Genomic DNA, 22,797 nt, shown 5'->3' with positions numbered 1-22,797 from the left:
GTGTTTATATGACAAACAATAACGCTAAATTGGGTACAAAAGCAGTATGGGCCGGGGAAAAAGAGTATTTAGTTCACGGAGCAACACAAGTACCGGTCGTGCTAAGCGTAGCTTACGGTTATGATGATATGGATGAATGGTATGATGTGGCAATCGGAAAGAAAAAAGGCCATATTTACGGACGTAACACAAATCCAACAGTTCAGGCATTTGAAGACAAACTGAAAATTCTAGAAGGTGCCGAAGCAGCAACAAGCTTTTCAACTGGAATGGCAGCTATTAGCAATACATTGTCTACCTTTTTATTGCCGGGTGATCGGATTGTATCAATAAAAGATACTTACGGCGGTACGAATAAGATCTTTACAGAATTCCTTCCACGTCAACAAATAGAAGTTTCACTTTGCGAAACAGGAAACCATGAGCAAATTGAGGTGGAAGTTGCAAAAGGATGTAAAATCTTATACTTAGAAACACCGACAAACCCAACCGTAAAAATTACGGACATTGAGCGCATGGCAAAAGCGGGTCGTGATGCAGGTGCACTTGTGATTGTTGACAATACATTTGCGACGCCAATCAATCAGAACCCCCTTTCACTAGGTGTAGACTTGGTAATCCATAGTGCAACAAAATTCCTTGGTGGTCACGCAGATGCATTAGGTGGTGTTGTGTGCGGTTCTAAAGAGCTTGTTGAAAAAATCTATCACTTCCGTGAAATTAATGGGGCAACAATGGACCCAATGGCGGCTTACCTAATGTTGCGCGGTATGAAAACACTTCACCTTCGCGTTCGTGAGCAATGTAAAAATGCAATGGCTCTTGCAAAATACTTACAAACAAAAGAAATGGTAGAGAACGTCTACTATCCAGGTCTTGAAACGCATCCACATCACGATATTGCGAAAAAGCAAATGAAGGATTTTGGTGGAATGCTTAGTTTTGCAGTAAAAGGCGGAGTAGATACAGTAAGAGACCTTCTTCCGAAATTACAATTTGCAAACCGCGCTGCGAATCTCGGTGCTGTTGAAACAACAGTAGGACCTGCTCGTACAACAAGCCATGTTGAATGTACACCAGAAGAGCGTGCAGCAATGGGAATTCCTGAAGGGTTAATTCGCGTTTCTTGTGGAATTGAAGATATTGAAGATTTAATTGCAGATTTTGAGCAAGCATTTAATCACATTGAGAGCGTTTTGCAAGTCTAATAGATACCTAGTTGTATAGGAGGTGAGAGGTGAATGTCAAATAATCATCCTATGGTTAAACAAGCAAATTGCTTGTTTAACCAACTGATTGAATGGCGTCGCACGTTTCATCAACATCCCGAGCTTAGCTTTCAGGAGTTCGGGACTTCCCAATTGGTTGCTGAAACGTTACAAAAGATCGACGGAATGAAAGTAGAAAGAGGAATTGGAGTTGAAACAAGTGTTGTCGGTACATTAACTTCTGGTGTAGGTCCGACGATTGCAATCAGGGCTGATATTGATGCTCTGCCCATTACAGAAGAAAATAATACAAGTTATTGCTCAAAAAACGATGGTATTATGCATGCATGCGGGCATGACGCTCATACAGCTATTTTACTAGGTGTTGCTACCATACTTGCTGATTTCTTTAAAAAGGGTGAAGTAACAGGAACAGTTAAATTCATATTTCAGCCGGCTGAAGAAAGTACAGATGGAAGCGGACTTTCTGGATCTCCTTATATGGTACAAGCAGGTGTGTATGACAAGGTAGATGCTGCTATCGCTCTTCATATGTGCCCATGGCTTCCAGTCGGTGAAGCACAAATGAGTGACGGTTACAGTATGGCAAATGTAGATGTATTTGAAGCGAAGATTTATGGAACAGGTGGCCACGGTGCGTATCCTGAACTTGGAACTGATCCGATATGGATGCTCGGACCTGTAATGCAAGCGTTGCACGGTATTGTTGCTCGCAGAATATCAGCATTGGATGCAGCAGTGGTTAGTATAGGTCAAATCCATGCAGGAACAGCAAGTAATATCATCCCAACAGAGGTCTTAATTGAAGGTACGATTCGCAGTTATACACCCGAAATCCGAGATTTATTAGCATTAGAATTAAAGAAAGCGGTTTCGATAGTTGAACATCTAGGTGGGAGTTTTTCCTTGAATATCGAAAGAGGAGAACCAGCCTTAAATAATAGTGCTTTTGTCAATCAATGGATTACCGAGGCCATGCATGAGATCTATCCTGAAATACAGATCACGAAACGTCCATTCGGACTAGGAGGAGAAGACTTCGGCTATGTGACACAAAAAATTCCGGGTTCTATGTTTTTTCTAGGATGTGCACAAAAAGAAGCAGTTCAAAGAGACTTGCACACACCGATTTTTGATATCGACGAAACTTGCTTACCTATAGGAACAGCAATTCTTGCTCATTCAGCTGTAAGGTTTTTAAAAGGTGAGGTAAACTTACCGATCAATCATAATTTGGAGGTGCAAACACATGGCACATAAACTAGCATTTATTGGATTTGGTGTAGTTGGTCAAGGATTAGCTGAAATCCTGCGTGATAAAAAAGAAACATTAAAACAAGGTGAAGGCTTTCAAGGTGTAATTGTCGCAATTTCGGATTTAATGAAAGGCTCAATCTATCATCCGAGCGGTCTTGACATCGATACAGCTTTACAAGTATTAAAAGAAACTGGAAGTCTAGAAAACTACCCAAAAACGCCAGGACTTGTGACGGGATGGGATAGTCTAAAAACGATTCGTGAAACAAATGCTGATACAATTATTGAGGTTTCATACACAGATGTAAAAACAGGTCAACCCGCCATTGATCATTGTAAGGCTGCATTTGAAAGTGGAAAAAATGTTGTCATGACAAACAAAGGCCCTGTTGCCCTAGCTTACAAAGAGCTTTCGGAAATTGCTAGTAAACATGACGTTTTCTGGGGATTTGAAGGAACGGTCATGAGCGGAACACCTGCTTTACGTATGCCAATTACAACGTTAGCAGGAAATGATATCACCGAAATACGCGGAATTTTAAATGGTACAACAAACTACATTTTAACCAAAATGGAAGTAGAAGGTGTGTCTTATGAGGAAGCGTTAAAAGAGGCACAAGAGCTAGGGTTTGCAGAAGCAGATCCTACTAGTGATGTTGAAGGATATGATGCAAGATATAAAATTGTCATTTTATCAAACTATGTCATGAACGCACCACTAACAGTGGAAGAAGTATCATGCAAAGGGATTACTGACATTACATTAAAAGATATTGAAGATGCAAAAACAGAAGGAAAGCGTTGGAAGCTATTAGCCAAGGCACGTAAAGAAGGCGACAAGGTCATTGCCTCAATTGCTCCAGAAAAAGTAGATGTTACAGATCCGCTTGCCTCAATCAGCGGTGCCACTAACGCGATTGCGTACGAATGTGATCTTTTAGGCACAGTGACTTTAAGTGGAGCAGGTGCCGGGAAAGTTGAAACAGGATTCTCCCTCTTAATAGACTTAATTACCATTGATCGTGAAAGGAAATTAGTAAATATCTAATCAAAGAAGGGTGGTAATGTTATGACAACTAAAGTTGCTGGTCGAAAGATGTTTCTTGCGGGTGAATGGGTGAATAGTGACCGAATTATTGAAGTGCGGGATCCACAGGATAACAGCATTATTGATACCGTGCCTGCTGCTTCAGTTGAAGATATGCATAAATGCATCGAGGCAGCGAAAGAAGGGGCAAAAATTGCTGCTGCTATGCCTGTACATGAACGAATGGAAGTCATTAATAAAGCAGCAGATTATATCGAAGCGAATAAAGAAAAATATGCAAGAACCATTGCGCAGGAAGGAAGTAAAACAATCCGTGAAGCGACAAAAGAAGTAGCAAGATGTATTCAGACACTTCGAATTAGTGGAGAAGAAGCAAGAAGGATTCATGGAGAGACGATACCATTTGATCAAATGCCAGGGAATGAGAATCGGGTCGGGTATTATTATCGAGTTCCAATCGGTATTATCGGCGCTATTACCCCTTTTAATGACCCATTAAACCTTGTTGCCCATAAAGTAGGGCCGGCGATTGCATCAGGAAATGCCATTATCGTAAAACCGGCAACTGTCACTCCATTAAGCGCTCTTTTACTTGCAGAAGCATTCGCTAAAGCCGGACTTCCTCCAAAAGTGTTAGCCGTGGTAACTGGTTACGGACATGAGATTGGTGACGTTCTTGTGACACATCCAGCGATACGAATGATCTCATTTACAGGTGGGCTTGAGGCAGGAGAAGGAATCGTTCGTAAAGCAGGATTGAAAAAAATCGGTATGGAGCTAGGTTCCAATTCCCCTGTTATCGTATTGGAGGATGCCCATTTAGAGGAAGCCGTAGAATCAACGGTTTCCGGTGCTTTTTGGGCAGCTGGTCAAAACTGCCTTGGTGTCCAGCGAATATACGTTCAAGAAGGTATTTTTAATCAATTTGAAGCAGCATTTGTGAAACGTACCAACCAATATAAGATTGATGATAAACAATCAGAGACTACCGATATGGGGCCACTTATTACAGAAAAAGAGGCGATACGTGTCGAGAATATGGTAAATGAAGCCCTTCAAAAAGGTGCTGTATTATTGACAGGCGGAACGCGTAACGGGGCATTCTATTCACCGACTATTTTGAAAAATATACCAGAAGATTCTACGATTGCAAAAGAGGAAATCTTCGGACCTGTTGTGATGCTTTTCCCGGTTTCGAATCTTGATGAAGCAATTGAGAAATCAAATGGAGTTAATTACGGATTACAGGCAGGTATCTTTACAAAAAATATAGACAAAGCCCATAAAGCCATTGCTAAGATGGATGTTGGTGGCATTATGATTAATGACAGCAGTGACTACCGAATTGATGCTATGCCGTTCGGTGGTATGAAAAATTCGGGGCTAGGACGTGAAGGGATCAAATTTGCGATCCATGAAATGACAGAACCAAAACTTGTTTGTTTTAAGTTGTCCAACTCAACTTCCTCATCCTGAAAACAGACTGAAGCCTTTGGTAAGTAAATCAATAAGTTCAGCCATTATGCAATTCATCTATTAGTATAGATAGCTTTAATAATGCTGAACATGTTGTATCAATTATGACAAGTTTTGAATCTGTGGTTGGGTGAAACATTGAATTAATTATCACATTGAGTAATTGCTAAAGGAGGTAATTTATGGATCGTGAACAAAAGTTAAAAAAAGAGGATGTCACTGTTGTAGATACTAATATTGCTAAAAAAACCGTTTTTGCGACCTCGCTTGGTAACGCCATGGAATGGTTTGACTTTGGGATCTATGCATATTTAGCTGTTACGATTGGTAAAGTTTTTTTTTCAGAAATCGATCCTTCTCATCAGTTGATCTATTCTCTTGCGACTTTTGCTATTGCATTTATAGCACGTCCGATTGGCGGTCTGGTTTTTGGTATGATGGGAGATCGAATCGGGCGTAAGAAGATCCTATCTATTACATTAATCATGATGGCTGTAGCTACTTTAAGCATCGGTCTCATTCCAAGCTACGCCTCTATTGGTATTTATGCTCCTATCTTGTTAATTATCGCTAGACTAATCCAAGGATTTTCAACAGGCGGAGAATATGCAGGTGCAATGACTTTTATCGCAGAATCAACCCCAGATAAAAAACGTGGTTTCATGGCGAGTGGTTTAGAAGTTGGAACGCTCGTAGGCTTCTCTGCTGGTGCTGGGTTAGTCACTTTTATTACATTCCTTCTTGGTCCTGAAAAGATGGTCGAATGGGGTTGGCGGATTCCATTTCTGATTGCCGGTCCTTTAGGATTTATCGGTTTATATTTTCGGAATCGCTTAGAAGAAACACCTGCCTTTGAAGCGATGATAAAAGAAGAAGAAAAAACACACCATACTTCCCTTAAAGAAATTGTTATCGATCACTGGAAACCACTTTTAATTTGCATAGGTATAGTTCTCTTTTATAACACGATGGCCTATATGGTACTCACTTATATGCCAGCTTATTTAACGCAAGAACTCGGTTATGGTGAAACCAAAGGATTGATTTTGATGATTATCGTTATGATTATCATGATGCCTATTATCTTAGCAATGGGCCATTTGAGTGATCGTATTGGTCGTAATCGTATTATTAAGGGAGCCTTAATCGGTGTCATTTTACTCAGTTTACCAGCATTTATGATGATTGGTAACGGCAATAATTATATTGTCTTTTGCGGGTTGCTCCTTCTTAGTAGTCTACTCGCTGCTTTCCAAGGAGCACTTCCAGCAACGCTACCTTCATTATTTTTCACGAAAGTACGTTACGGGTCACTGGCGATTACCTATAATATTTCAACATCATTATTTGGAGGGACTACACCCCTTGTAATCGCTTGGCTCGTTGGTATCACCAAGAATAGTATGTTCCCAGCTTATTACCTAATGACTGTTTGTCTTTTCGGACTCATCATTGTTTCCTTATTTGTCAAAGAAACAGCTGGTAAATCGTTACGTGGATCTCCACCAGTTGTTAAGGAACAAAGCGAAATCCAAGAATTATTAAAAAATCCAGATAAAGCATTATGGTGGAAAGAGGAAGTACAAGAATTGAAAGAGAAGGGTTTCAAGGGAAATAAGCAGGACATAATTTGACCTATACAAAAGTTAGATATCTTTAGGGGAGCTTCAGGAAAATACGTTTTTACAACGTAAAGAAAATAGTACTTCGTGCGGGTAGCACTCCAAACTGTACAGCTTAAAGCAAAGAATAGGCAGAATGCAGTTTTATAAGAAGCAATACATTTTCTTATAGAAACGCCCTATTTATAAAACTTTGAAAACCGAACGAGCCGGAACTCATTAAGATTAAGGGATTAATAGAATAAAGAATCATAAGGATAGCAGCCGGGCGGCTGCTTTTTTTATTATTTTTTCCCTTTACCTTCCGAATCGTAAAACAGCGCAGGCCGGCTAACCTCCCAGCCGGTAGGACACCCGAACCTTTCCGGCCGAAAGACAGTTTCTATTTCTCGTTTTTCAAACGGATTTATTACATGTGAAAGTGCTTCATTAAGTATTGGACGACCAACCTTTTCTCTTTCGAGCAAAGGGAAGAAGAAAATTGGGGTGACCTCAGAAGAAAAACGAGCAGAGATCACCCTTCGAATAAAGGAGTCGGAGATTTTCCGGGGTGAGGTATTCCTACATGACATTTCCTCATACTTGATGGATGAAGAGTTGAAGGTCGAGGATTTACTGGTGATTTTGTTCATGGACTTTCTGAAAAGGATTAAAGAAAAGGGAAACTCAAGCCAAGCCATGAAGGCGAAAAAGCAGACGGAGTCACGATTGAGACTAACCGTGGCACAATAAAATCTCGTTTTCTAATCAATTGTCCCGGTTTGCAAAGTAACAGAGTGGCAAAAATGGCCGGCATGAAAACGGGTATTAAAATCGTGCCCTTCGGAGGTGAATATTATGAGCTGGCGCCAGAAAAACGGTACCTAGTGAAACATTTGATTTATCCTGTACCAAATCCGGAATTTCCATTTCTCGGGGTTCACTTCACGCGAATGATAAACGGCGAGGATCATGCCGGGCCAAATGCGGTATTGGCTTTTAAACGTGAGGAGTATAACAAGACAGATATTAATGTTAAGGATTTGTTAGAGGTCCTGACTTATCCGGGTTTCTGGAAGATGGCGATGCCCAATATGAAAGAGGGCATGAAAGAATATGTCCGGTCTTTCAGCAAGCAGGCCTTTTTGAAGAGCCTTCAACGTCTTATTCCGGAGTTGACGGAGAAAGACATTATTCCAACCCATGCCGGGTTCGGGCGCAGGCTCTAATGCAAGACGGAAGCATGGTGGATGATTTTGCGATCTTTAAGGGAGAAAACTCACTCCATATTTGTAATGCGCCTTCCCCGGCAGCAACGGCATCCATTCAAATCGGAATGCTGTAGTCGAACGCATTGCTGGCATCAGATCTTAGACCAATGGGCCTGACGAAAAAAATAACAAGTGTATTAGCTTCGACAATTTCTTTTTAAAAAAAATAAGAAGTGGGCATTACTGAAAGATTCCATATACGAATATAATGCTAATAAAAAAGAACAGTTTTTATATCAAACTTTGATATAAAACACTGTCTTTTCATATTGATAATATAGGATTTGATGGTTAGTTTTTATCAAACTTTATTCAAAAGCTACACTTAGGGCTTCATGGTAATGGAAGGTTTAAATTTATCAATATCGTTTTTTCCGTTTGGATAAGAAATCTGGAATATCCATAGATTCTTCTGGCTGTTCCGAGTGTCGGCTATAATCTTGAACCGGTTCTGGTTCTACACTGTTGTTCCAATCGCGTAGTATACGTTGTTCCTTTTTATATGGAATAGACATTTCTTCCTTTGATAGCTGGGAAGACGTTTGCAATAATGGAGCCTCTTGCTCAGTGAAACCAGTGGCAATGACAGTTACTATAATTTCTTCTTTTAAGTTTTCGTTAATCACCGAACCAAAAATCATATTTAATTCCTCGTGCGAAGCAGAAGCAACTATTTCGGCTGCCTCCTGTACTTCATAAAGACTTAAATTGTGGCCGCCAGTTATGTTCATGATAACACCTTGAGCTCCATTGATGGAAGTTTCCAGTAATGGACTATTTATGGCTCGCTGCGCAGCTTCAGCAGCACGGCCGATACCTTTGGCCATACCAATTCCCATTAATGCAGTTCCTTTATGGGACATGACCGTTTTCACGTCAGCAAAATCAAGGTTGATTAAACCTGGCACAGCAATTAAATCGGAAATCCCTTGAACACCCCGGCGAAGAACACTATCCGCTTCACGGAATGCTTCAAGCATGGGTGTTTTTTTATCTACAACCTCCAATAAGCGATCGTTTGGAATAATAATTAAGGTGTCCACCGCTTCCCTCATTGCGGTAATTCCACTTTCCGCGTTTGCTGCACGCTTGCCGCCTTCAAATGTGAAAGGGCGCGTTACAACCCCAATTGTTAGGGCACCAAGCTTACGGGCGATTTCAGCAATAGCGGGCGCTGCCCCTGTGCCTGTACCACCGCCCATACCGGCTGTAACAAAAACCATGTCTGCGCCTTTTAACACTTCTTGGATTTGCTCTTTGCTTTCTTCCACAGCTCTTTTACCTATTTCCGGATTTGCACCTGCTCCTAAACCTCTTGTCAATGATCCACCGATTTGCATCGTGATTTCGGCTTTTGATTGATTAAGAGCTTGTGCGTCTGTATTAACGACAATAAATTCTACACCCTCAACGCCATCCTCGATCATACGGTTCACAGCGTTGTTTCCCCCGCCGCCAATACCGATGACTTTAATCATGGCAGATTGGTCTATATTTGTATCAAATTCCATCATAATCATTTCCTCCCCATTCATCCAAAGTGCCTTTTATTTGACACTACTCAAAAGTGCCCGAAGAACTTCTTTATATTATTCGAAGTTTTCATTTTTTTTTGTATGGTCTATTCTAGTAGATTAGGAGGCAGGATCATTTTACTGTATAAGATTCATAAACTAAGCTATTTTTTGTTTTATGTCAACATCGGTTTCTTTTTACCCATATTCATCGGAATAAAACCCCATTTTTATCGGTTACCAGGATTGTTGTTTACTAAATATAAGCTAAACTTGCGAAGAAATGAACCCATTCATAGGCGGATGCGTACATATAACACAATAAATTGGAAAAGGGACGGTGCTTTTATGGGATTTTGGAAACAGGTAGGTTTTTAGACCTCAGGTTTCAGTCGGTGTTTTGACAGGCGGTCACGTATTACCGATAATGTAGAAGATAAAGAACACGTTAATAAAATGTCTATAATGAAGGGAAGAGAGCCAGGCGAGGTCAAAGTCACAACCGGATTTGACAGAAGCACTTTATACTTTCAAGGATTGAGTTGGAACAAAGTGGAAGTCGAAACATCGATAAAACTAAAAGAAGTACGATTCTGAGTACTGCTCTTGTAGGTTTAGTCGGTACAATCGCTGATCTAGCTGTCCGAGCAATGAAAAAACCCCAGGAAATTAGGGGTTTTTAGTATATTAAGTTATTCTTTCTGTTTGGCATTTCCATTTTCACCAAGGATGAAAGTGGGCGATGCATACCGTATTTAGTGTATTCGAGTTATTGATATCCTTCTTTTCCGTTTTCCTCCATGACTCTCGTTCGATGGGTATCCTTATTCAGGAACTTAAAGTAATATTTATTGCGGAATCGAATATTTAAACCCTCACAGTAATACCATCATTAGCCGGTTCAAAGTCTAACTCCGGTACTCTTTCAAAGTTCATTTTAGTATATAAAGAAATAGTACTTTTCATAAACTCAGGCGTATGTAACCCGACCTCTTTAAACCCTTGCTTACAGGATGTCTCAATACAATGTTGAACTATAAATCTCCCTATTCCGGGTTTTAGTATGAGGACATAGAAAAACCCCGGAATAAGGGACTTTTTTTACCGTGTCCATTATTCGGGGTATAGTTCAGCAACCAACGGCTCGGAATTTTTCTTTATGACCTGTGAAGTAATTTCTTATGTCATATCAATCGAATGTAACATTTATTGGCCTTCTATTATGTAAAAATAATAATTTAAATTTAATGATATTATAATTTATTGAAAATTCAGAAACTTAGTTGACAGAAGAGGGTCTCGTTGTTAAAATAAATAAAAATAAAACTTGAATCATATTTCAAGTTGTTTGAAAAGAGAAACACCTTGAAAATACCTCGAATGTAGTCACCAAGAACCTCAAAGGCATGAAAAATGTCAAAATTCCTCAACGCAGCAGAAATTTTTTGTTTGCATCCCAGTATTATTAATGAAAAATGAAAGGGTTTACATTACGATTCTTATGTTCCAAATGAAAACTTTAGTGTAAAAGCAAGCTTTTAAAAAGCCAAAGGAGGTCGTGAAAATGTCATTTGACAATTTGCAAGAGCATTTTAAGAAATCCGGTGAGGAGCCTGTCTGTGATTTCGATGTCATTATCGTCGGGGCTGGGTTTGCAGGGTTGTATGCCCTTCATCATCTGCGGAACGAACGGGGGTTTTCAGTGCGAGTCTACGATGCGGCAGGCGGTGTCGGCGGCACATGGTATTGGAACCGTTATCCTGGAGCAAGGGTTGATATCGAGAGTGTGGAATACTCTTATTCTTTTTCGCATGAGCTCCAGCAGGAATGGAAGTGGTCTGAGCGGTATCCATCACAGGCAGAGGTACTGCGTTACTTTAATCATGTCGCTGACAGGTTTGACTTGAACCGCGATATCCAGCTTAGTACGAGGGTAAACTCCGCTGTTTTTGACGAAGAGACAAACCAATGGATAATTCAAACAGATCGCGGCGACCACGTAAGGGCGAGATACTGCATCATGGCTACAGGGTTTGTGTCCGCTCCAAACAAACCAAATTTCAAAGGTCTCGAAACCTTTAAGGGGAAGCAGTATCATACCGCCAAGTGGCCTCATGAAGGTGTTGACTTTTCAGGGCAGCGGGTTGGTGTTATTGGCACGGGTTCCTCAGGCGTTCAGACCATCCCACTGATCGCTAAGGAAGCGGATGAGCTGGTCGTCTTCCAACGGACTCCAGGCTATATCGTTCCATTAAGGAACTGTCCAATGACTCCGGAATACAGTCAGTCAGTGAAGGAGAACTATGGAAAATGGCGTAGAACGGAGCGAAAAGCCTTTGGGGGCTATATAGCCCTGAACTTCGAACCAGTTAATCCTAACAAGAAGTTAGCCATGGAAGTATCACCTGAGGAGAGGCAAGCCGATTATGAGATGAGATATCAATCTGGTGGGTTAAGTTATTATAATTCTTTTCCTGACTTATTTACCACGAAAGAGGCCAATGATACTTTGGTAGAGTTCTTCCAGGAGAAAATGCGTGAAAGGATTACTGATTCTGAAGTCGCAGAAAAACTGATACCGAAGGATTACCCTATTTTGATGAAACGACTGGTCGCCGACAACGGCTATTTAGAGACGTTTAACCGTGACAACGTGACCTTGGTTGATGTCAAGAACTCGCCAATCGAAGAGATTACCCCTAATGGTGTAGTGGTGGAAGGTAAAGAGTATAAGTTGGACACAATCGTATTTGCCACAGGTTTTGATGCTGTGACGGGCTCAATGACAAGGATTGATATCAGGGGAAGAAACGGCTTAACTCTTAATGAGCATTGGGCAAATGGACCGCGTAATTATCTCGGCTTAATGATTGCGGAATTTCCAAATCTTTTCATGCTTGATGGCCCTGGAAGCCCAGGTGCGTTCTTCCAACCTATACTACTTTCCGAATATCAAGGCCGATGGCTTGGCGAATGCATCGAATACATGAACCGTCACAATCTTACGTGCATCGAGCCAAGCGCTGAAGCTGAAAATGAGTGGGTGGAGCATAGCGCAGAGATGGCAAATAAAACACTCTTGCCTAAGGCTGACAGCTGGTACATGGGGGCTAACATACCCGGCAAACCACGTGTCAGTCTGATGTACATCGGCGGTTTTCCAAACTATAGTAAACAATGCAATGCTGCTGCGGTAAACGGCTATAAGGGTTTCATACTAAGTGATCATAAAAAGCAGGTATCAACTGCTCTTTTGAATCAATAATCGTATTAACCTGTTTTAACAGCTCCGGTTGACTGTACGTCAGAAAATGCGGGGAAAAGGATGGTCTACTCTGAATCTTATAGCGGATAGGACTTTTCCCACTCACTCATAACCTTAAATGAAGCGATTTGGAGGATGTTTATATGGGAATTGATTCCAAAACAAAAGCTTTTCTTGATAATATGGCTGCGACGGGTACACGTGCCTTTCATCAGCTTTCACCTGAAGAAAATCGAGTCGCCATGCGAAAAATTGTTCCTGGAGTAACAATTCCATCGCAATCGGTATCCAGTGTTAAAGAGCAATTGATTCCTGTTAAAGATGGAGAGATTAAGGTCCGTATTTATACTCCAGAGGGCGAAGGCATTTTTCCGGTACTCGTTTATTTTCATGGTGGTGGTTTTGTATTCGGCGACTTAGAAATGGTCGATGCTCCTCTGCGAGCAATAACGAACGCTGCTAGGTGTATTGTAGTTTCAGTGGACTACAGGTTGGCGCCTGAACATCCATTTCCCACCGCGGCGGAAGATGCCTATGCTGCTGTTAAATGGGCGGCCGAAGAAGCCCATTCTTTCGGCGGGGACACGCAACGAATCGCTGTAGCCGGAGATAGTGCGGGCGGCGGCCTTGCTGCAGTTGTCTGTTTAATGGCTCAGGAGCAAAGTGGGCCATCCATTAGCTTCCAGGCGCTTTTGTATCCATGTACAGATTTTTCAAGTGATTACCCCTCCAGACATCAATTTGCTGAGGGTTACTTTCTCTCTCAAGGGGACATGAAATATTTTGAAAAACACTATTTCCGGTCGGAAAAAGAGAAGAAAAGCATCTACGCCACGCCTCTTCTGGCGGATAATTTAAATGGTTTGCCCGATGCGCTAGTGGTAACAGCAGGTTATGATCCTCTACGTGATGAAGGAGAGGCCTATGCAAACCGGTTGAAAGATGCAGGAGTAAAAGTAAAGTATCATTGTTATGATGATACGATTCATGGATTCTTCATTCTGGGTGGCGTGCTTGATCAAGGGAAGGAATTGATAGAGGAAGTATCAAGTTCCTTGAAAAGGGTATTTTCATTAACATACCTTAAATAGGAGGGCTCAAAAATATGCCATATATAAGTGTTCAGATTTTAACAGGAGCATCAAATGAACAAAAGGAACAGGTTATTAACGGTGTAACAAAGGTGATGGAGGAGGTGTTTGGAAGCAAACCGGAGTCTACTTTTGTGGTGGTTCAGGAAGTGAATCGGGAGAATTGGGGAATCGGAGGAAGGTCCATTCAGAGCATTCAGCAGAATTCAAAATAAAAACTGATAACTTTATTGAACAAGAGATAGATAGTATTGAAATAAGTATTATGGTCAATCCAATCCCCGGGAATTAGCATAATTGATCGTTTTCCGGGGGTGCTACTTTTGAATGCTATAATAAATGCTTGTTTTATTTAAGCCAACTAACACATAACACCTTATTAAATTTTCATAAGGATAAAAGGGGAATATCAAATGGAAGCACGGTATTGTTTGTCATGTGGCCACCCTTTGGAGAACCTTAACATTGGAGGGGTTAATCGGAAAGAATGTACTAACTCTAGCTGCAGATTTATCCTTTGGGGAAATTACAGTATCGGTGTTGGTGCACTTATTATAAAAGATGAAAAAATTCTCCTCGTTCGTCGATTCCAGGAACCAGGCAAAGGCTTATGGACGAATCCAGGAGGCTATATCGAACAGTATGAGTCTATTGAGAAAACGATTATCCGGGAAGTAAAGGAGGAAACAGGAATAATTTCTTCGGTAAACGGCATTATCGCACTTGGGGATTTACCTAGTAAGGTCCACAATGTTTACCTTGCTTTTTTGATGGATTATATAGAAGGAAATCCACAGGCGGATAACGTTGAAGTAGATGGTGCTGGGTTTTATAGTCTGGACGAGATGGAATCGATGAATGTTGCCGAATTGACTCGCCGGCTGGCCCATATTGCATTTAAAAAATCATCATACGGCTTAATTTCCGATCCGAAGCCTATTCATTCTTTACCTGGTTACGAGCTGTATCAAGTACAGCGCTTATAAAAATGCTCTTCTATTTAATTAATGAATGTATACCTTTCCAGAATATTTCTTAAAAATAATACAAATGTTCAGATAATTAATTGACGTTTATACAGGTAGTTGTTAATATAAAAATAAAACTTGAATCATATTTCAAGTTTTATGAAAAGAGTGACATCATGGAAAAAAATTTGGAGCCTAGAACTCAAAAAGGCATGAAGACTAGGCAAAAACTTCTGGACGCAGCTGAAATTGTCTTTGGAGAAAAAGGATTTTATCAGGCGGGAATTGTAGACATCACTCATCAGGCGGAAGTGTCAATGGGAACTTTTTATACTTATTTTGAATCGAAGGAAGATATATTCAGAGAATTGGTAATGAGCATGCAAAAAGGTATGAGAAGAGCAATTAAAATGGGTACAAACGAGATCACGGACCGAATCGAGTTGGAAAGAGCAGGCTTTCGCATCTTCTTTCATTTCTTGCAAGAGCATAAGTATTTATACCGAATATTCCGGCAGGCTGAATTTGTTGATGAGGAGCTTCACCGAAGCTATTTCGAAACCTTTTCAAAAGGGTATATAAGCGGTCTTCGAAGTTCCATGGAAAAAGGAGAAATAAAGTCATACAATCCAGAGCTTCTTGTATACAGCCTCATGGGGATAACGGATTATGTAGGAATGAAATGGGTGCTGTGGGAACAGCGGGAAATTACGGATGAATTCATAGATGAATTGGTTTCCTTTATTAAAAATGGTATTGGGAAATCTTGATGTAATGATTTAGGTCTTTCCACTCCCCGAAATACTTGATATAAAATAAAACTTGATTTACATGGAGGTAGTAGGATGAGCTATCAATTGTCAGAGGAACAAGAGATAATCAGACAAAGCTATTCATTGTCTGAAGAACAAGAGATGATTAGGCAAAGCGTCAGCCGGTTTGCTGAAGAAAAGGTTGCTCCTCTAGCGGAAGAAATTGAAGAAAGCGGCCATTACCCGGATGAATTGGTGCAGATGATGAATAAACAGGGAATTATGGGGCTGCCGTATGAAACGACATATAACGGAGGCGGAGGAAGCTTGCTGACGATGTGTGTGGCTATGGAGGAACTGGCTAAGGTCTGTGTCAACACAGCTATGGTTCCCACAACCCAGGAATTGGGTGCAATGCCCATTGTGGTTGGTGGTAATGAAGAGCAAAAACGGCGTTTTCTTCCTAAAATTTCAAGTGGTGACTCAAGAGTTTCTTTTGCCTTGACCGAACCAGAAGCGGGTTCTGATGTTGCTTCAATGAGAACCAAAGCAGATTTTGACGGCCAGAACTATATCCTGAATGGTGTCAAACGATTCATTTCCTATGCTGACATTGCCGATTTAATATGCGTCTTTGCCAAAACAGATACCTCCAAAGGGGCAAAAGGTGTAAGCGCTTTCGTTATTGATAAAAAGGCGCCGGGGGTTATAATCGGCAAAAAAGAAAATAAAATGGGTTTCCGGGCACTTACCTCCTGTGAAGTTTACTTTGAAAATGTGGTTGTTCCGGCAGAGAACAGATTGGGTGATGAAGGTGACGGTTTCACAATTGCCATGAAGACACTTGACAAGACGCGACCTCTTGTAGGAGTAATTGGGGTTGGATTGGCGCAAGGGGCACTGGATGCGGCCATTGCCTATACAAAGGAAAGAAAGCAATTCGGTAAATCAATCTCTCAATTCCAGGGACTTCAATGGATGATGGCAGACATGGCCATGCAAATAGAGGCGGCAAGGCAGTTGGTTTACAAGTCTGCTTCAGTCATTGATCGGGGGGAACCGGGGGGCGCGTTGTTTGGCGCAATGGCCAAATGTTTTGCCACCGATACAGCTATGAAAGTAACCACAGATGCGATACAGCTGCTTGGCGGAGTTGGATATATGAAAGAGTTCCCTACAGAGCGTTACTTCAGGCAGGCAAAACTTCTACAAATTGTAGAAGGAACCAACCAAATTCAGCGAGTGGTTATTGCTCATCAATTATTGCAATAAAACCAATTATTACAATAAAACAGGGACGATAAAAAGGATGATTAGGAGGGATTAGTAAATGGAATTTGTTACGTTGGAAGTGAAGGAAGATCACATTGGGGTCGTCACAGTGAACCGCCCGCCGGTTAATGCGATTAATGCACAGGCCTACCAGGAAATCACTGATACCTTTCATTCCATTAATGAACGAGATGATATCCGAGTAGTTGTATTCCGAGCAGAAGGTGAAAAAGCCTTTATCGCCGGAAATGATTTGAATGAATTTTTAACCATGAAACCTGAAAATGCGGATGAAAGAATGAAGAAGGTACGTGAAAGTTTTTGGTCTGTTTATGACAGCAGAGTTCCGGTTATAGGTGCAATCAATGGCCACGCCCCTGGAACAGGACTCGCCTATGCTGCAGTATGTGACATCTTGGTGGCTTCGGAAAATGCTACCTTTAGTCTTCCGGAAATCAATGTAGGGGTTATGGGTGGAGCGAAGCACCTATCCAGGCTTGTTCCACAGATGGTTGTTCGTTACATGCATTATACTGGAGAACCAATGTCGGCTAGTGAAATGAAGGAATATGGAGCGGTGTTGAAAGTGGTTCCAAAAGAAGAATTGTTAGAAGCCACGCTTGAAGTAGCTAGAAAAATTGCAAAAAAGAGTCCAATTGCAATCAAAATGGCCAAAAAAAGTCTGAACACTATTGAATATATGGACTTGAAAGAGGGTTATAAGTATGAGCAGGGCTTATCCAGTGAACTATCAGGCTATGAAGATTCAAAAGAAGCTGTTCGGGCATTCTTTGATAAACGAGATCCAATATTTAATGGCAGATAGAATTAGGTGTGTTGAAGTGCCAGTTTCATGTAAGTCAATGAAACCAGGGTAATAAAAATTAAATTTAGTAGAGTAATAAAGTCGGTCTATTAAGTTATTTACCCATTAGATTAAGGAGGAGTGTGAATGAGCCTGCCGCTGCCATCATTTTTTCAGCATCGGACAATTCCACAATTCTTGAGGTGCCATGCCGAAAAAAATCCTAATAAGACGGCTGTAGTTGCCTGGAGTGGAATAAAAAGAAAGAAAATGCGACTGAGTTATGCGGAATTAAACCAATTAACTGATCTGTTGGCTGCCTCATTTTATGAGCTTAAAATCCAAAAAGGAGAACGGATTGCCATCTTTATGGATAACGAGCAAGGAATAGAATGCATTCTCAGTTTGTATGCTGCTCACAAAATCGGCGCGATCAATGTCCCAATTAACACTAGATATTCTGAGCCTGAATTGAAGTACATTCTTGAGCACTGTGAAGCATCAACCGTTATTACTTCTGCAAACCTTCTTCCTAAAGTACAGAGAATCGCTAAAGAATGTCCTAATCTTCGTCGTATCATTGTCACAGATGTGCTACCGCTAGAGTCTTCCTCTTCAAATGCTGTTATTCAAATCTATTCTTTTCAGAACCTTATTGAAGATCGAATCTATTTTTCTCCTTCCATATTAGTAGAGGAAAATGATGATGCTGATATACTTTATACTTCGGGAACAACCGCACATCCTAAAGGTGTTATACATACCCATGCGAGTGCTGTGGCCACCGGCTATTCTGTGGGAGGAGCACTGGGATTATCTGAGAAAGATGTGTACCAGAGTGCATTTCCTTTTTTTACTAGTTCAGGTTCCCATTTTAATTTACTGTCCGTTCTCTTCTATGGGGCAACTATGGTGCTTGATCGCAAATTCGATGTAGAAGAAACGTTAAGCACTATTGAAGCGGAAAAAACAACTGTTTATGTAGGGGTCCCTGCTGTTTACACCTTTATCCTGGAGTCTGGAAAGGTACCCAGCTATCAGTTGACCTCTCTGAGATTACTCGATTATGGTGGGGCTCCGATGCCAAAACAGGTCATATTGGATTTATTAAAGAATTTTCCTGGCATTGAATTGCGACAGACATATGGTTTGACGGAAGCAGGACCTACCGGAACCTGCCTAACCGGTGAATATGCACTGGAAAAATTGGGATCTGTCGGCAAAGCCATGCCATTAATTGAAGTCAAGATTGTCGATGAAAAGGATCAGGAGGTAGGCCCGAATATGATTGGAGAAATATGTTATCGTTCTCCAGCCAACATGAGGGGATATCTCAAGAATGACAAGGCAACCAAGGAAACCCTTCGCGACAACTGGGTGTATAGCGGGGATTTAGTTTATCGTGATGAAGATGGATTCATCTATCATGTCGATCGTAAAAAGGATATGGTTATCCGAGGCGGGTTCAACATTTCAAGCCAGGAAGTGGAAAATTGCCTGTACCAGCATCCAGCCGTCTTGGAGGTTGCGGTGGTGGCTAAACCACATAAGAAGTTAGGAGAAGACATTAAAGCCTTTATCGTATTTCGTGAAGCAAAATCCGTCAGAACAGAAGAAATTATCACGTTTTGCCATGAACGTTTGGCAGATTTTAAGGTTCCGAGGGACATTGAAATCATCGAGGCCTTGCCAAGGAACCCCATGGGTAAAGTGCTCAAAACAGAACTAAGAAAAAGAGTAGAGAAAATTGGAAGCGATAACAAGTAGAAGATAAAACGGTTAGGGTTAAGTGATCAAAAAAGCAGTAATCGTTTACGTTTTCAAAAAAAATAAAATTATGGGAGGTAGTATGATGGGTACAGGAGTAAGAGTAACAGCGGTTGATTGTGGTCCTTTGGCAATTGACAAGGGAATATTAATGACTGGGGCGAACGGAATAATAGATGTACCATCAAGTGTATATATTATTGAACACCCAAAACAAGGAGTCATTCTGTACGACACGGGGATTAATTATAATGTTGCTGACCCTGAAGCAGCGGTAAAGTATTGGGGCCCAGGAATGCGCGAGGCATTCGGCTGCAATATGACACGCGAAGATGCGATTGATCGTCAGTTAATAAAACTGGGGTATAAATTGGATGATGTAAAACATGTGATCCTATCTCATTTGCATCTTGATCATGCGGGAGGAATGTGCCATTTTCCAAACGCAACCTTCGTAGTGCAAAAGAGCGAACTCCGTTATGCATGGTGGCCCGATTCATGGACAAGTTTAGTTTATTGTATTAATGATTATAAGGATACTAGAGGATTTAATTTCTTACAGCTTAATGGTGACGTGGATTTATTTCAAGATGGAACCATTAAACTGATCACTACTCCTGGACACACCCCTGGACACCAAGCTATGATTATTAAATTGGAGAATCGAGGTCCTGTATGTCTTGCTGCTGATACAGCCCATCTCAAAGAAACCTATCAAAATATGGCCCCAATGCCTTATGATTGGAATGCAGAAGTCCTATCCGATTCTTACATGAGAATCCGCCTCCTGGAAAATGCGGGTGTACCGGTCTATTTTACACATGATCCCAAAGATTTTGCAGAATTCCCACGTAACGGTGAATGGGCAGATTAATTAAATAAGCCAGTACAAGTTTTACCAATACCAGCAAGAAGTGTGAGCGATTGATAGTCTCACACTTCTCAGAATTTTATGGTCAAGGAGATGGTTCTTTTATAGATCCGACGATCTTTGCTGATGTAAATGATGAGATGAAGGTACCTAAAGAGGAAATCTTTGGTCCTATTCTAGCTGCCATGCCATTTAAAGATTTAGACGAAGTGATACGCCTGGAAAATAACTCCGAATATTTTATGGACACAGGATGTGAAGAATTTCACTATTGAACGGGGTGCAGACCTTGAGCTTTGGGAAGAGGCAGATACTAAAGACTATGAAAAACGAAAGGAAGTTTTAGGAGAATTTAAGGAAAAACTAATTACCTTTTAACACCAGTTAATTAAAAGAAAGGTGCTCTACTTAAATATCTGACTGCCAAAAGTGGCAGTCTTTTTCATATTTTTGTTATAGAACTAAAGGGGCAGGTTAGCTGCACAAGCATAGGAAATAAAACACACCGTATATCCCCACTAATGGTAAAATAATGTTATAAAAACGGAGGGGTTAGATGGGAATTACTAATATAAGCATTAAAGAGCGTATGGATTATCATAATGTAAATGGTTTGAGCATTGCAGTAATTAATAAAGCTCAAATTAGTATGGCAGAACACTATGGTTTACTTGAGGCAGGAACGACTAAAATTGTAAATAGTAATTCTATTTTTAGTGCTTGTTCGATTAGTAAGTTCTTAACCGGGACGCTTGTTTTGCTACTAACTGAACAAGGTCTTGTTGATTTAGATGAGGATATAAACAAAAAGCTAACCTCGTGGAAAGTTCCTGATAATAAATTTACGGAAAACCAATATGTTACATTAAGAAACTTGCTTAGTCATCAATCTGGAATTATAGACCCTGAAGATAGTTTTATGGAACTTAATTCGAATGACAGTATTCCCTCAATCGTTGACCTATTAAAGGGACACACACCCTATTGTAAAGCACCTATTCAAGTGAACTATGAACCTAAGAGCGACTTTCAATATTCAGATGCAGGCTATTGTATAATACAACTACTTTTAGAAGATGTGACTGGTAAACGTTTCGAAGAAATAATGGACGAACTAATATTTCAACCATTAAAAATGCACAACAGTTCATTAGCAATGACTATTTCAGAAGAGAAAAGTGATAACTTTTCTTGTGGTCATAAAAAAAGTGGAGAATTAGTTGATGGAAAATATGCTATATACCCCTATCAAGCTGCGTCAGGGCTATGGACAACACCTTTAGATTTATCCATTTTGGTTATTGAATTAATTAATTCTTTAAAAGGTAAAAGTAAGATTGGACTTTCTGTAAGTAAAGCAAAAGAACTGATAACCTCCCAAGGTTGTAAAGAGTGGACTGGACTAGGGGGGTTTTTAGATGATTCAAAAGGAGAACTAGAAATTTCATCGCTTGGTTGGGGAGTGGGCTTTCAATGTATGATGGTTGCATATCCCTATTTAGAAAAAGGATTAGTCATAATGACAAATACAGATTTAGGTGTCCATCAATTGAAAGGGATCATTGGTGAAATATATGATTCCTACGCTTCTGGATTGTGAAGAAATGTACTTAAACCTGAAGAACGGAGCTGTCTTTAAGGCAGCGTTTTTTAAAGATGAGAGATAGGGAGAGGATGAAATTTCAATGAGTAAAGCAATTATTTTTGATATGGATGGAACCTTATTTCAAACAAATTTAATTTTAGAACCTGCCCTAGAAGAAACATTTGATGTACTACGAAAAGAAAATTTATGGGATACAAAAACACCGATTGAAAAATATAGGGAAATCATGGGTGTACCTCTACCGGTTGTATGGCAAACACTTTGCCCAAACCACTCACTAGAAATACGAGTAAAGAGCAATGAGATTTTTCATAAAAAGCTTATAGAACTAATCCAAGCACAAAAAGGTGCATTATATGCTGATGTGGAGAGTACATTAAATGAGTTAAGTAAAAAGTATCCCTTATTTATTGCCAGCAATGGACAGATAGAATATTTACAAGCAATTGTAGAAGCTTATAATTTGGATAGATTTATTCAAAATACATATAGTATCCAACTAATTAAATCTGGGCATAAGTCAGATTTAGTGCAAATGGTTAAAAATAAAAATCAAATAGGAAAAGGTTACGTTGTCGGAGACCGGTCTTCAGATATATCTGCTGCTAAGGATAATGAACTTATTGCCGTTGGTGTGAACTTTGACTTTGCTCAAGAAGATGAATTAAAACAAGCAGATTTTGTAGTGAATAATTTCAAAGAAATCTTAGAGTTAGTTTAAATTCTAAAACGCCGCCAATTGGCGGCCTGAAATACGATTCTTGCATTCTCATACATTCATATTCAAGTGAAAAACCAGCCTTAATGAACTACGGGTGCGTTAGCTGAAGATCGGGGCTGTCTTTAAGGCAGCTCTTTCTTGTGTGCCAGGCATGGCATCTATCTAGGTGGTGAAAGTCCACTGTGGGGGTACACATCGACCAACCACTAAGGAAGCGCAAGGTACTTATCGTGAGGTAAGGGCTGGAGGAAGCGTGGAATAAAATCTTGGCTCGACGAACAGG

General features: G+C 40.5%; 19 protein-coding genes and 2 pseudogenes. 20 read left to right on the top strand and 1 reads right to left on the bottom strand.

The genetic code is table 11. The annotated features are described in order from the left end of the window. Positions 1-8: 8 nt before the first annotated feature. The 7 genes and pseudogenes from AC1DIV_RS19895 to lhgO all read left to right on the top strand — a co-directional run. Positions 9-1,208 (top strand): cystathionine gamma-synthase family protein, encoded by a 1,200-nt coding sequence (locus AC1DIV_RS19895; protein WP_477577226.1) that lies wholly within the window; start codon positions 9-11, stop codon positions 1,206-1,208. 33 nt (positions 1,209-1,241) lie between these two features. Beyond that, positions 1,242-2,489, top strand: a complete 1,248-nt coding sequence (locus AC1DIV_RS19890) for a M20 metallopeptidase family protein (protein WP_477577225.1) — start codon at positions 1,242-1,244, stop codon at positions 2,487-2,489. After that, positions 2,479-3,534: a homoserine dehydrogenase gene (locus AC1DIV_RS19885; protein ID WP_477577223.1), complete on the top strand. Its 1,056-nt coding sequence runs from the start codon at positions 2,479-2,481 to the stop codon at positions 3,532-3,534. The genes AC1DIV_RS19890 and AC1DIV_RS19885 overlap by 11 nt, the downstream gene beginning before the upstream one ends. Positions 3,535-3,555: 21 nt before the next feature. Then, positions 3,556-5,010 (top strand): aldehyde dehydrogenase family protein, encoded by a 1,455-nt coding sequence (locus tag AC1DIV_RS19880; protein ID WP_477577222.1) that lies wholly within the window; start codon positions 3,556-3,558, stop codon positions 5,008-5,010. A 182-nt stretch (positions 5,011-5,192) separates the two neighbouring features. Continuing rightward, positions 5,193-6,644 carry an MFS transporter gene (locus AC1DIV_RS19875; RefSeq protein WP_477577220.1) on the top strand — a complete coding sequence of 484 codons (1,452 nt, stop codon included), beginning with the start codon at positions 5,193-5,195 and terminating at the stop codon, positions 6,642-6,644. A gap of 474 nt (positions 6,645-7,118) precedes the next feature. Next, positions 7,119-7,364, top strand: a complete 246-nt coding sequence (locus tag AC1DIV_RS19870; protein WP_477577218.1) for a hypothetical protein — start codon at positions 7,119-7,121, stop codon at positions 7,362-7,364. Then, positions 7,319-7,956 (top strand): annotated as a pseudogene (gene lhgO / locus AC1DIV_RS19865) (L-2-hydroxyglutarate oxidase); the annotation flags it as partial. The gene AC1DIV_RS19870 and the pseudogene lhgO, both read left to right, overlap by 46 nt. A gap of 285 nt (positions 7,957-8,241) precedes the next feature. On the opposite strand, the gene ftsZ reads toward lhgO, so the two are convergent. Next, positions 8,242-9,396, bottom strand: a complete 1,155-nt coding sequence (gene ftsZ, locus AC1DIV_RS19860) for a cell division protein FtsZ (RefSeq protein WP_477577217.1) — start codon at positions 9,394-9,396, stop codon at positions 8,242-8,244. Between the two features lie 1,564 nt (positions 9,397-10,960). Between ftsZ and AC1DIV_RS19855 the strand changes: the two genes are divergently transcribed. From AC1DIV_RS19855 to AC1DIV_RS19795, 13 genes and pseudogenes are all read left to right on the top strand, one after another. Then, positions 10,961-12,661, top strand: a complete 1,701-nt coding sequence (locus AC1DIV_RS19855) for a flavin-containing monooxygenase (RefSeq protein WP_477577215.1) — start codon at positions 10,961-10,963, stop codon at positions 12,659-12,661. A gap of 143 nt (positions 12,662-12,804) precedes the next feature. Then, on the top strand, positions 12,805-13,752 hold the full coding sequence (locus AC1DIV_RS19850; protein ID WP_477577213.1) for an alpha/beta hydrolase: 948 nt from the start codon (positions 12,805-12,807) through the stop codon (positions 13,750-13,752). Between the two features lie 14 nt (positions 13,753-13,766). Beyond that, entirely contained in the window at positions 13,767-13,967 is a 201-nt protein-coding gene (locus AC1DIV_RS19845; protein WP_477577211.1) for a tautomerase family protein, read from the top strand. Between the two features lie 198 nt (positions 13,968-14,165). After that, positions 14,166-14,738 carry an NUDIX domain-containing protein gene (locus tag AC1DIV_RS19840; RefSeq protein ID WP_477577209.1) on the top strand — a complete coding sequence of 191 codons (573 nt, stop codon included), beginning with the start codon at positions 14,166-14,168 and terminating at the stop codon, positions 14,736-14,738. Between the two features lie 158 nt (positions 14,739-14,896). Then, complete coding sequence (locus AC1DIV_RS19835; RefSeq protein WP_375564498.1) at positions 14,897-15,490, top strand: TetR/AcrR family transcriptional regulator; 594 nt, start codon at positions 14,897-14,899, stop codon at positions 15,488-15,490. 75 nt (positions 15,491-15,565) lie between these two features. Then, on the top strand, positions 15,566-16,744 hold the full coding sequence (locus AC1DIV_RS19830; protein WP_095396471.1) for an acyl-CoA dehydrogenase family protein: 1,179 nt from the start codon (positions 15,566-15,568) through the stop codon (positions 16,742-16,744). Positions 16,745-16,802: 58 nt separating this feature from the next. Next, positions 16,803-17,570 carry an enoyl-CoA hydratase-related protein gene (locus AC1DIV_RS19825; protein WP_477577207.1) on the top strand — a complete coding sequence of 256 codons (768 nt, stop codon included), beginning with the start codon at positions 16,803-16,805 and terminating at the stop codon, positions 17,568-17,570. A gap of 126 nt (positions 17,571-17,696) precedes the next feature. Continuing rightward, on the top strand, positions 17,697-19,316 hold the full coding sequence (locus AC1DIV_RS19820) for a class I adenylate-forming enzyme family protein (protein WP_477577205.1): 1,620 nt from the start codon (positions 17,697-17,699) through the stop codon (positions 19,314-19,316). 85 nt (positions 19,317-19,401) lie between these two features. Next, positions 19,402-20,190 carry an N-acyl homoserine lactonase family protein gene (locus AC1DIV_RS19815; protein ID WP_477577204.1) on the top strand — a complete coding sequence of 263 codons (789 nt, stop codon included), beginning with the start codon at positions 19,402-19,404 and terminating at the stop codon, positions 20,188-20,190. A 50-nt stretch (positions 20,191-20,240) separates the two neighbouring features. Further along, positions 20,241-20,462 carry an aldehyde dehydrogenase family protein gene (locus AC1DIV_RS19810; protein ID WP_477577202.1) on the top strand — a complete coding sequence of 74 codons (222 nt, stop codon included), beginning with the start codon at positions 20,241-20,243 and terminating at the stop codon, positions 20,460-20,462. Beyond that, positions 20,458-20,565, top strand: a pseudogene (locus AC1DIV_RS19805) (MarR family transcriptional regulator); the annotation flags it as partial. The gene AC1DIV_RS19810 and the pseudogene AC1DIV_RS19805, both read left to right, overlap by 5 nt. 178 nt (positions 20,566-20,743) lie before the next feature. Beyond that, entirely contained in the window at positions 20,744-21,787 is a 1,044-nt protein-coding gene (locus AC1DIV_RS19800; RefSeq protein WP_477577200.1) for a serine hydrolase domain-containing protein, read from the top strand. 85 nt (positions 21,788-21,872) lie between these two features. Further along, entirely contained in the window at positions 21,873-22,514 is a 642-nt protein-coding gene (locus AC1DIV_RS19795) for an HAD hydrolase-like protein (protein ID WP_477577198.1), read from the top strand. The last annotated feature ends 283 nt before the right edge of the window (positions 22,515-22,797 follow it).

Source organism: Peribacillus sp. 05N428, from assembly GCF_056397085.1.
Note: the sequence above shows the minus strand (reverse complement) of the source record. Positions and strands in the feature narration are given on the sequence as shown.